13 protein-coding genes and 1 other RNA gene are annotated in these 10,880 nt (G+C 43.1%); 4 read left to right on the top strand and 10 right to left on the bottom strand.

The genetic code is table 11. From position 1 onward, the window contains the following. Window positions 1–414 precede the first annotated feature (414 nt). Complete coding sequence (locus ACIPK1_RS11370) at window positions 415–777, bottom strand: hypothetical protein (protein ID WP_008378091.1); 363 nt, start codon at window positions 775–777, stop codon at window positions 415–417. Window positions 778–844: 67 nt separating this feature from the next. Next, the gene (locus ACIPK1_RS11365) at window positions 845–1,225 is read right to left on the bottom strand and encodes a CvfD/Ygs/GSP13 family RNA-binding post-transcriptional regulator (protein WP_008378090.1); all 381 of its coding nucleotides are present in this window, start codon (window positions 1,223–1,225) and stop codon (window positions 845–847) included. Between the two features lie 93 nt (window positions 1,226–1,318). On the opposite strand from ACIPK1_RS11365, the gene ACIPK1_RS11360 reads away from it, so the two are divergent. Then, window positions 1,319–2,500, top strand: coding sequence for a MalY/PatB family protein (locus ACIPK1_RS11360; protein WP_086333027.1), 1,182 nt, complete (start codon window positions 1,319–1,321; stop codon window positions 2,498–2,500). Between the two features lie 89 nt (window positions 2,501–2,589). Here ACIPK1_RS11360 and ACIPK1_RS11355 read toward each other — a convergent pair whose 3' ends face one another. Then, the gene (locus tag ACIPK1_RS11355) at window positions 2,590–3,177 is read right to left on the bottom strand and encodes a peptidylprolyl isomerase (protein WP_008378086.1); all 588 of its coding nucleotides are present in this window, start codon (window positions 3,175–3,177) and stop codon (window positions 2,590–2,592) included. Between the two features lie 139 nt (window positions 3,178–3,316). On the opposite strand from ACIPK1_RS11355, the gene ACIPK1_RS11350 reads away from it, so the two are divergent. The 3 genes from ACIPK1_RS11350 to ACIPK1_RS11340 all read left to right on the top strand — a co-directional run bounded on the left by ACIPK1_RS11350 (window position 3,317) and on the right by ACIPK1_RS11340 (window position 5,548). Beyond that, window positions 3,317–4,294, top strand: coding sequence for an NAD(P)/FAD-dependent oxidoreductase (locus ACIPK1_RS11350; RefSeq protein WP_008378083.1), 978 nt, complete (start codon window positions 3,317–3,319; stop codon window positions 4,292–4,294). Window positions 4,295–4,299: 5 nt separating this feature from the next. Further along, a complete protein-coding gene (gene yqeK, locus ACIPK1_RS11345) occupies window positions 4,300–4,842 on the top strand; it encodes a bis(5'-nucleosyl)-tetraphosphatase (symmetrical) YqeK (RefSeq protein ID WP_400450906.1) in 543 nt (180 codons plus the stop codon). A 196-nt stretch (window positions 4,843–5,038) separates the two neighbouring features. Then, window positions 5,039–5,548 (top strand): phosphatidylglycerophosphatase A, encoded by a 510-nt coding sequence (locus ACIPK1_RS11340; protein ID WP_005227653.1) that lies wholly within the window; start codon window positions 5,039–5,041, stop codon window positions 5,546–5,548. 56 nt (window positions 5,549–5,604) lie between these two features. Here ACIPK1_RS11340 and ACIPK1_RS11335 read toward each other — a convergent pair whose 3' ends face one another. The 7 genes from ACIPK1_RS11335 to ACIPK1_RS11305 form a co-directional block, all read right to left on the bottom strand. After that, window positions 5,605–6,243, bottom strand: coding sequence for a TIGR01906 family membrane protein (locus ACIPK1_RS11335; protein ID WP_008378077.1), 639 nt, complete (start codon window positions 6,241–6,243; stop codon window positions 5,605–5,607). Continuing rightward, complete coding sequence (locus tag ACIPK1_RS11330) at window positions 6,240–7,010, bottom strand: TIGR01457 family HAD-type hydrolase (RefSeq protein WP_061053784.1); 771 nt, start codon at window positions 7,008–7,010, stop codon at window positions 6,240–6,242. Before ACIPK1_RS11330 ends, ACIPK1_RS11335 begins: the two co-directional genes overlap by 4 nt. A 1-nt stretch (window position 7,011) precedes the next feature. Further along, window positions 7,012–7,632, bottom strand: coding sequence for a YutD family protein (locus tag ACIPK1_RS11325; RefSeq protein ID WP_005231988.1), 621 nt, complete (start codon window positions 7,630–7,632; stop codon window positions 7,012–7,014). Window positions 7,633–7,720: 88 nt separating this feature from the next. Continuing rightward, complete coding sequence (locus ACIPK1_RS11320) at window positions 7,721–9,103, bottom strand: bifunctional metallophosphatase/5'-nucleotidase (RefSeq protein WP_400450904.1); 1,383 nt, start codon at window positions 9,101–9,103, stop codon at window positions 7,721–7,723. 635 nt (window positions 9,104–9,738) lie between these two features. After that, window positions 9,739–9,823, bottom strand: an RNA gene (gene ffs, locus ACIPK1_RS11315) — signal recognition particle sRNA small type. A gap of 30 nt (window positions 9,824–9,853) precedes the next feature. Continuing rightward, the gene (tadA, locus tag ACIPK1_RS11310; RefSeq protein WP_400450902.1) at window positions 9,854–10,360 is read right to left on the bottom strand and encodes a tRNA adenosine(34) deaminase TadA; all 507 of its coding nucleotides are present in this window, start codon (window positions 10,358–10,360) and stop codon (window positions 9,854–9,856) included. A gap of 131 nt (window positions 10,361–10,491) precedes the next feature. Next, the gene (locus ACIPK1_RS11305; RefSeq protein WP_005227636.1) at window positions 10,492–10,827 is read right to left on the bottom strand and encodes a hypothetical protein; all 336 of its coding nucleotides are present in this window, start codon (window positions 10,825–10,827) and stop codon (window positions 10,492–10,494) included. Between the last annotated feature and the right edge of the window lie 53 nt (window positions 10,828–10,880).

The raw sequence follows: 10,880 nt of genomic DNA, 5'->3' as shown, positions 1-10,880 counted from the left end.
TAGCAACTTTTATATCATATCAGAGCGACAGTTGATTGTCAACTCTTTTTTAAAAGTTTTTTTCGCTCGTTGTTTTTCAACTTCGCAGCGGCTGTCTCAGCGACTTCATTAGAATAACAAATGATTCGTTATTTGTCAACAACTTTTTTTAATTAATTTTGTTGATGTATCAACATCGATTAACTGTTTTAAAATTGCGACTTCGTTATAATATCATCTGTTTCATTTTTGGTCAAGTCTTTTTTTGAAGTTTTTTCAAAAGCATTTTTGACCCGCTGACTCAATTGCCAACGTTGACTAATTTACCATTCTTCTTGACTCAGGTCAAGGAAATATTTCATTTTATTTACAAAAAGTTTTCAATAAAAAAAGACCGTCATAACGGTCTTCAGTCTTTTCACTAGTATACAGTTGCTAAAAGAACGGAACGCCTTCGATCTTATAGTCTTCAATGATCTTACGAAAGATATTGGGCTCTTCCCACGCATACCCCTCTGGCAGCTGTTGCGTTTGTCCTGCTTCTTGTGTTTCAAAAACAAATAAAGGAATATTTTGCGTATCAATATTTCCGTTTGTGAGTTCAACGAGTTCGATCGCTGTCACATCAAGGTGAATACGGTCTTTAAACAATTGTAAGATCGTAGCCAAGCCGGTTTTATCTTCAGAAAAATCCGTTGACGCTAATTCCGCAGTGCCTTCGTGTATTTGCATCAAAAATCGTTTCGAACCATTTGTTAAGTGCATCATAACTGTACCCGCTACTTTTTTGGATCCCAAAATACCCACCTCAGTTATTCATCTGTTTGTAAACTAATTTTAGCACATTTTCAGAAAATATGCACGATTATCTGTTGCTGTTTTCTTTTTCTAACATTTCTTTAGCTTCTTTCACCCACACTGGTAAAGCTTCTCCAACCGTACGGAAACCAATCCGCTTATTCTTATTTGTAAAGTAGCGTTTACGCTTAAAGGGTGGCTGAACAAAACTTGTTTCCAATGTACGGCGGGACAAACTGATCTTTTGGCTGTATTCGTCAATATCAATGATTTGTACACGGATTTTTTGGCCGATCTGTAAGACTTCATGGATATTTTTAGTAAACCCGGATTGGATCTCTGAAACATGGATCAAGCCTTGCGTTTCTTTATCTAACGAAACAAATGCACCATAGGGTTGAATCCCAGTGACTGTTCCTTCTATAATGTTCCCGATTTGATAATTCATAGTCTTTCCTCTCTTTTCCACTTTCATTATACTTGAACTAGTGGTAGATTTGAAGCATCAGAAACAACGTTACACAATATAGGAGGGAAACGCATGATCAATTTTGACAAAGTTCATCCGCGCTTAAATACCAATAGCGTCAAATGGGATACAATTGCAAAAACCTATAAGGAAGAAAACTTATTGCCGCTTTGGGTAGCCGACATGGATTTTCTGGCACCAGAACCAGTGAAAAAAGCTTTAGAAAAAGCAGTTGCCCAAGGGATTTATGGGTACTCCACCATCCCTGATTCGCTGCTTGAATCCATCATCGATTGGCAGCAAAGACGTCATGGTTATACCATCAATAAAGAAGCGATCCTTTTTAATAGCGGTGTCGTTCCTAGTATTGCACTAGCGATCCAAAGTTACACCCAAGAAGGAGATGCCGTATTGATCCACGATCCGGTTTACCATCCCTTTGCCCATGTTGTCAAAAACAATCAGCGTACCTTAATTCAAGAACCCTTATTGGAAAAAGATGGACGCTTCGTCATCGATTTTGATGCGATGGAACGAACGATCATCGAAAAGAAGGTAAAATTGTTTCTTCTATGTAATCCGCATAATCCTGGTGGCCGGGTATGGTCCAAAGAAGAACTACTGGCGATCGGCCGTATTTGTCAAAAACATCAAGTGATCGTTGTCAGTGATGAGATTCATCAAGACATCGTTTTTGCGCCAAATCACTTTGTTTCTTTCCAAACAGTTGAGCCAAACTTTGCCGATTTTTCAATCATCTTGACTTCAGCAACCAAGACCTTTAATTTAGCTGGGATCAAAAATTCGATGGTATTCATCAAAGATAAAACCTTGCGCAGCCAATTTTCAAAAACACAGGAGCGTAACGTTCAAGGGGAGATCAATACGTTTGGATTGATCGCTACTGAAGCAGCGTATCGTGAATCTGAAGAATGGTTAGAAGAACTATTGTCCTACTTAGAGGCAAATCGCACCTTTGTCTGTGACTTTTTGACTGACCAACTGCCAACCGTGTCGTTTCAAAAGCCTGAAGGAACTTACTTGATCTGGCTAGATTTTTCTGCCTATGGCCTAACGGACAATCAGCTACATAGAAAACTGATCAAAGAAGCCAGCGTCGTGTTGAATCAAGGAAGTATCTTTGGTCCCCACGGGAGTCACCATATGCGGCTAAACTTTGCCTGCCCTAAAGAGCTATTAGAAAAAGCACTCAATCAAATCGCCGCCGCGTTTAAAGACCAACCGATTGATTAACGCTTACGTGTAAAAAAAGAACCCTAAAGCTGCCATTTCAACGGTCTCCTGAGGATGACCGTTGAAACTGCTTTTGGGTTCTTTTTGTTTTATTCGCTGATTTTGATCGTTTCGATCACTACATCGTGCACCGGACGATCTTGTGGTCCCCGTTGCACACCAGCAATTTCATCAACAACTGACATTCCTTCGATCACATGACCGAAGACTGTGTGACGGAAATCTAACCAAGGAGTACCACCTGCTTGATAGGCTTCGATGATTTCAGCTGGATAACCAGCACCTTCTAATTGACCTAACATGTTGCTAGGAACATTTTGGTTGTTTACGATGAAAAACTGACTGCCGTTAGTATTCGGACCAGCGTTTGCCATGGATAAAGCGCCACGAAGATTGAACAACTCTTTTGAAAATTCATCTTCAAAGCTGCCGCCATAGATACTTTCGCCGCCCATACCTGTACCAGTTGGGTCACCGCCTTGAATCATAAAATCAGGAATGACACGGTGGAAGATGATCCCATCGTAATACCCTTTTTTCGCTAATTCAACGAAGTTTTTCACTGTTTTTGGTGCCAATTCTGGGAACAATTGTACAACTACATCCCCACGATTGGTTTTGATGACTGCTTTATGGCCAGTTTGTTTTTCTAATGCTAACTGTGGAAATTCAGACACATTAACTCCTCCTTCTCTCTCATAAATCCATGATAGCAGAAAATTGAAAAAATGCTAGTTTGGATAATTTTTGCTATAATGAAGCTATTCGTACAACACGAACATGCTTCACCCAACGTGGTTAGAAAAGAGGAATAACATGGATATTTTTGATATAACGATTATCGGCGCCGGACCTAGCGGGATGTTTTCTGCTTTCTATGCCGGCATGCGTAACGCCAAAACTAAGATTATCGACAGCTTGCCGCAATTAGGCGGTCAGCTTGCTACTTTGTACCCAGAAAAATACATCTACGATATCCCAGGTTATCCGAAAATCAAAGCGGGCGATCTTGTCCAAAACCTGGAAAAACAGTTGACGACTTTCAATCACCAATATTGTTTAGAAGAAACCGTCTTGTCGGTCGAAAAACAAGAAGACTATATCGAAGTCACTACCGACAAAGGAATCCATTACTCGAAAGCCGTGATTTTGGCTTTAGGAAACGGCTCCTTCCAGCCGCGCAAACTGACTTTGCCAGAAAGCGAGCGGTTTGAAGGATACGGCTTAGACTATTTTGTCACCGATTTGATGAAGTATGCCGGACGCAAAGTAGCGATCGCCGGTGGCGGCGATTCTGCCATCGATTGGGCATTGATGCTGGAGCCGATCGCTAGTGAAGTCTACTTGATCCATCGCCGTCCTGAATTTCGTGCTCATGAACATAGCGTCAGCAAATTACAAGCTTCTGCCGTCAACATTCTGACTCCTTATGTGATTCAAGAGCTCCAAGGAGAGCAACGTTTGACTGGTGTCTCGTTGCAGCAAGTCAAAGGTGATGAAACAGTCAGCCTTTCATTGGATGCTTTAATCGTCAATTACGGTTTTTCTTCCACATTGAACATCAAGGATTGGGGCATGAAAAGCAGCCGCCAAGGAGTCTTCGTCTCTTCAGATATGAGCACGTCTGTTCCTGGGATCTATGGCTGTGGGGATGTCGTTTTATACGATGGAAAAGTCGACCTGATCGCTACTGGTTTCGGGGAAGCCCCAACTGCGGTGAACAATGCGCTCCACTACATTGATCCCAAAACGCGGACACAACCTGCCCATAGTACAAGTCTTTTTAAGGAGTAGCTGAGATGAAACAAGCTGGTCAAAGTCAACTTGCCGCCTATACTCTCCCTTTACAGGGGGAGACCCTCACTGAGCAAATGGTTCAGTATCTGGAAGCCTTCGATCATGCCGAAACGGCGGTCCACAATCTAGCCGTTGCCCAAGAAGCCAAACGATTGGCAGAACGGTTTCAAGTCAATGCGGAGAAAGCTTACTTGGCAGGACTGCTGCACGATGTCAGCGTCGTCATCCCTCATGACCAGCGAATCGCCTTGCAGATAGCAGTAGGCGAACCGATATTAGATGCGGAGCGGCAAGCACCTTTTTTGCTGCATCAGCAGCAATCCGCTTTGTTGGCAAAAACGGTTTTTCAGGTGTCTGACCCAGAGATTCTGTCCGCCATCAGCTGTCATACCACCTTAAAGGCCCAATATAGTCGTCTCGATCTGATCGTTTTTTTAGCAGACAAAATCAAATGGGATCGCAAAGATCAAGCACCTTTCTTAACCGGTTTATTAGAGCGCCTCGATGATTCCTTGGAATCTGCCGCTGGCTATTATATGGACTGACTCTTTGCCGGTGACTTAGTGGTCCCCCATCCTTGGGCAGTGGCAGCCAAAGCAAAATTAGCAAACACCTAAATGTCAGAAGGGACTAAACCCAAACGGCATGGGCTGCAACTGGAATAGGGCACAACTTATGATTGCAATCCATCAGTCGCATGTTGACTTTTGAATAAACTATTTTTACATGGAGGGGAACTATATGGTATTAGAAAGCAAAACACTTGAAGACAAAGCAAGAGAATTGTTGGCCGACCGCGGTGTCTCACTGCAAGACATCGGCGAATTGGTGATGTTCTTGCAAAAAGATTACATTGAAGGCATCACGTTGGAGATGTGTATCGAAAGCGTCAACGCTGTCTTAAGCAAGCGGGAAGTCCACAACACGATTTTGACGGGTGTCCAATTGGATATTTTGGCAGAAGAAAATCAACTGCTGCATCCACTGCAAGAAATCGTCAAAGAAGACGAAGGGCTTTATGGGATCGATGAGATCCTCGCACTATCCATCGTCAATGTGTACGGCTCCATCGGTTTTACTAACTACGGATACATTGATAAAGTCAAACCGGGCATTTTGAAAGAACTGAATAAGCACGACGGTCCCCGCGTTCACACCTTTTTAGATGATATCGTAGGTGCCATTGCCGCTTCTGCCGCAAGTCGCTTAGCCCATCAACACCCAAGTAAATCTCATTACATTACGCAATAAAAAAAGACCGACGATCCGCCTTCTTCAAAGGAAGTGGATCGTTGGTCTTTTTTTCATTACGCTGTTTTTTTCAAGCCTCGTTTGCCCCACCAATAGAAAGCAAAAAAGAAGACTTCAATCAAGACAAAAAAGAGAATAAAGCAATGCATGAAAAACGTTTCTGGCAATACGTTGATGATCGGATCGGTGGCTGGATTAAATAGCCAATCATCGTTACTGAAGAAAATCTCATGGAACGTAACGAAAAAGCGATCAAAGCCGACTGCCATCAAAAACCCGAAAATCAGCGGCAATATCATCCCCCATTGAAAAGGACGAATCAAGCGCCATTGCTGTTGGTTTTGTCGTAGCCGATTGACGAACCAGATACTCGGCAGCAACGTGACGATCATCACAGCATAATTTAATAGAAACAACTGTTTTACATCGTAGAAATGACCAGCCCCCGCTTCAGACATTGGAAAATCTGGCAAGGCGAGCGTACTTGCAAAGGGATTGTTTAGAAAATCTAACAATAAGCCATAGTTCTTCAACAACTCTTCTCTTGTTAGCGAGGTATAATCCAGCAGATTTAAGTGATCGACATCAAACCAATATAACGGTCGAAAATTGATCGTTAGGGTGATCGCTAGACTGACCAAAAACAAAAACAAGCAGACAAATCCTAAGCGTTCAAGCCACACTTGTTTTTTCATTGTTCAAAATCCCACTCATCTAAAGAATCAACCACATAGGTTGGTGCTACCGGTAATGTCGGAACCGCCGCTTTCGGGGTAAAGCCAGATAATACGAGCAAAGAATCGATCCCGTTTTGGATCCCCGAGCGAATATCGGTTTCGTAATTGTCCCCCACCATCAAGACCTCTTCTTTTGATAAGCCGATGTGTGCCACCGCTTTTTCCATAATGATGGCTTCTGGCTTGCCAATAAAAATTGGTTGCGTTTGGGTGGCAGTCTCCACCATTGCAATCAGTGAACCCGCACCTGGCAACAAGCCTCTTTCCGTCGGGATATTTTTGTCTGGATTGGTCCCGATAAAGGTAGCTCCTTTTTGGATCGCTAACGTTGCTAAAACAAATTTTTCATACGTCACGTGGTTGTCTAAACCAACCACGACATAATCCGGATTGGTTTCTTCCCACTCAAATCCAGCAGCTAAGATCAAATCGATCAACCCCGCTTCGCCGATCACAAACACTTTGCGGCCTTTGCCATGGTCTTTCATAAAATCGATCGTTGCCAAGCTTGCGGTATAGATCGTTTCTGGTGCCACGTGAATCGAAAATTCATCCGCCAATCGCTGTGCCACGACTTCGGGACTGCGGGTCGTATTGTTGGTCACAAATAAATAGGGCAGTCCTTTTTCTTGTAAGGATTCTACGAAGCGTTTCCCAGCAGGGATCGGCTCTTTTCCTAAATAAATCGTGCCGTCTAGATCAATCAAATAGCCTTTATATTTCATCTTATTCTTCCCTTTGTCGAATCGTAAACTCTTTTTTGCCTTTTTTCACCGTAGTTGTTTCGGTTTTTTTGACGTTTTTTTCTTTTGGTTTACGATTTTTGATCGTTGGTTTGCTTTTCTTCTGCGGAATTGCTTCACGCTTTTCTTCTATATGTGCGTTTTGTTGTGTAGTTTGATTTTGATTCGTTTGAGCTGGCTTTTTCTTACGTCTTCGGGAGGTACTTTTTTCTTTCTTGCCGCCAACCCTCTGGATCACGAAATAGGCACAACCGAAGTTGCAATACTCATACAAATAGTCTTCCAGCATGTCAATGCGCTGATCGGGTAATGCTTTGCGGTTATCCTTTTCAAAGAAGCCTTTCAAGCGTAGCTGTTCATAACCCCAATCACCTACGATATAATCATAGCGTGCCAAAACTTCACTGTAACGCTCACCAAGTTTTTCAGGATCGAAGCCTTCACGATAATCCATGACCAATTTGTATTGTCGATTGCCAATCATTAATTCTTCATCATTCAACAAAGTCACCAACTCGCCTTTTTGCGGTTGTTTCGCTGGTTCTTCAATAATTTCTTCTAGTACAGATGTCATTTCATCTGTGATCGTTTGTTTTTCGGTCATTTTTTCACCACCTGCTGTTTATTATACCTTGTTTTATTCCTCAATGATAGTCGCGGTTTTCCTCAAAAAACCACTGGAGGGGTACCAACTACTGAATAGGGTATTTCTGACTCAAGTAATCACCGACCACCGTCCGAATAAAGTCTGGAAAAAGAAACTCAACAGTTCCAGCAATCTCGATCGTCGGGAAAAACGGAATAAACAAGTAGTGATCCACAAGAGTCAACGTGTAGCTTTGAGAGACATCAACTGGTTCTTGCTTCCACAAAACTTGGTGGTTTTTTTCATCAAAGCGAATGCCTTCATAAACCAGTTCGCCAAAAATCTTCCCTCGAAAGCCCATCCCCATAATTGGGAAATTGCGCAAAAAGTTGCGATTTTTTTCCATCTCTAAGACCAATCGAATGACATCCGCGCCTTGCAGCGTCACTCGAATCAAATGCATCGGATGGGGCAAAATCGTGTGCAGCTGATCTTGATCGACCCGTCCTTGTGGTAAATCATCTAAAAATAGCCCCGTATTTAAGATGGCGGCATCCGTCTGTCCTTTGGCACATAATGCCAAAAGAGCCTCCCGAACCAAGGAATGTTCACTTTGCCAATCCCTCGTAAACGCTGCTGGAATTTCTGCCACCTGATTTGCCCGCAGCAAGCGATGGCCGATCGATAGATATTCGGCGATCTCTTCCTCATCTTGCGGAAAAGCCACCAACGAATCCGTCGGAATCACACGTGCGCGATGCTTGATCGGGCGGTGGTGATCATCTAAGACCACTTCGACTTCGCCAATGTTAAAACCAAACTTGCCAGCTGCGCCAATTTGAACCCCATTGATGACTTCGCCCTTTTCAAACAAATGGTGCGTGTGGGAACCTAAAATAACATCTAACTCTGGAAAGTCCCTCGCAATCTGGCGGTCAGCATTGATGCCTAGATGGCTCATAAAGACCAGCAGATCGACCTCGGGGCGCAAATGCTGCACCAATGAAGGCAAAATCTCCAAGGGTTCGCGAATGTCCCAACCGTTGGGGGCATATGTTAGCGGAAACGGTGCCGTAAAAGCGATTAAGCCGATTTTGGCTCCTTGATTGCTTTCCATGATTTTGTATTCTTGTGCCCACTTTGGCGGACGCAAATCCTTTTTATCAAATAAGTTGCCTAAAATGACCGGAAATGCTGCTTGGTCATACAGATGCTGCAAGACCTCTTTGGGATTGCCGACTCCCTCATTGTTCCCAATCGTCACCGCATCATAATGCCCTTGATTCATCAAGTCGACATTCGCCTTGCCGTCAGTTGCTTCTGTCAAAGGATGCCAGCGATCGACAAAGTCGCCTAAGTCGACCGCGATCACTGTCTCTTCGGTCGTATCCGCTTCTCGTTTTCTTTGATCCAAATAACGCCGCATCTTCGGCCAATGTTCTAGGTGGGAATGCAGATCGTTGGTATGGATAATCGTAATTTTTTCCATTGTGCGCCTCTTTTCAAATACGTCGCCTGAAATCACTATCCGTTTCTCTTGGCATCAAGGGTTGCCAGTAGAAAGACGACGGAATTCTCTACAAAATAAGCATAGCATAAAATCTCTGGGAAACCATTGGAATGCTTGGAAAAGAATGGTGACTTTTTGTAAAAAAGAAACAGTTACAGTGACAGTTGTTCAAAAGAAAAAATCACTTTTCTGACTGTAAAAAGGAAAGTGATTTTTTCTGGTTATTTGGGGGAATTGCAACCGATAACACGGCGGAGGCAATTCGTTGAAGCGAAAATAAAGAGTTCTTGAAACGAAGATTCTATCGAATATCGAGAGCAGGTATTCCATGTTTCAGTTCGTCAGAACTACTGATTCTTTGAGAGTATAAAAATCGCCAACGGAAAAGTTATCAGAGTAAGGTTCTAAACAGGAATAAAGCCTTTGTATCAAAAATACAACTTAACCCTCTGAGAGCTGCTATCGATTGCCTAGATTTAAAGCAGAATACAATTAGAACAGCCCTTGGTATCACAAAGACTTTCAGACAATAAAAAAACCTAAGACAGTCTGTCTCAGGTTTGAATGATCATCGATTCAATTAGTACTACTGCTTTCTTCAAAAGCAGGCAGTTTTTCAATCAGACACATGGAGAATCCTGCTTAGTGCTGCTTCCTTCCGGATCTGACACGCTTCACAAGACCTCCATTGTCCTAGCCTTTCGGCAAAACTTAGTATAACGTATTTCGTTAGAGATTGCCAGCCTTTTTTTGTTTTTTCTTTTCTCGTAATGCTCGGAAAAAATCTGTTAGCAGCTGGCTGCATGCTTCTTCTAAAATGCCGCCTTCCACATAGGACCAATGGTTGAAGCGCTCATCTTCCAATAAATTCATCAATGTACCAGCAGTGCCGCCTTTGGGATCGTAGGCACCAAAATACACTTCTTCCACCCGTGCCAATAACATCGCCCCACTGCACATCGGGCATGGTTCCAAGGTCACAAACAGCTGCGCTTGTTCTAAGCGCCAACTTCCGACAGTGCGACAGGCTTCCTCGATCGCAAACATCTCCGCATGCGCTGCGGCTTGTTGCTGCGTTTCTCGTAGATTGTGCCCACGACCAATGATTTTGCCATCCAAGACGACGACAGCACCGATCGGTACTTCTGCCACACCTTCTGCTTTTCGGGCTTCTTTGATTGCTTCTTCCATAAAGAACGCTTTTTCCTCGGCAGTCAAGGTACTTGTTTTTTCCACGACTTCACTTTCACTCCTCTACCTCGCACCATTTCGTGCATTTCCTTGTTAGTATAACGAAAAACGCTTAGAAAGACGAGAAAAACTCGCAAAGACCGATGTCCCTGCGAGTTTCAAATGGAATGATTGGCTTAAAAGACGGAATCAACAAAGCTCGTCAACTTGTCTTTGACATGTTCTGTCGAATCTTTGATGTTGTCTCCGTAAACAGAGATTTTGTTGCGGCCCTCATTGACTTTTTTCATCACACCTAACAACGAATCCAATTCATTGTCAGACAAGCCGTCTACGACATCCAACAATTTTTCATTGCCGTTGAATTTGTCATCGACAAATTTCTTTACTTTGTGTCGGTTGCAAGCGAAGCGTACTTTATTGAATACTTTGTCTGATACAACGACGGCAGTAGTGATCCCAGCGATCGCTGCAATGCTTAATCCAATCGTTACTTTTGATGATGTTTTCATATCGATCAGCTCCCTTATTTTGCTACTTCCATCATAGCACGAGGACTGAAATA

The organism is Enterococcus sp. NPDC086594 (genome assembly GCF_044746145.1).
Taxonomy (GTDB): Bacteria; Bacillota; Bacilli; order Lactobacillales; family Enterococcaceae; genus Enterococcus_D; species Enterococcus_D entomosocium.
The sequence above is the reverse complement of the archived record's forward strand: the minus strand, read 5'-3'. Positions and strand labels throughout refer to the sequence as shown.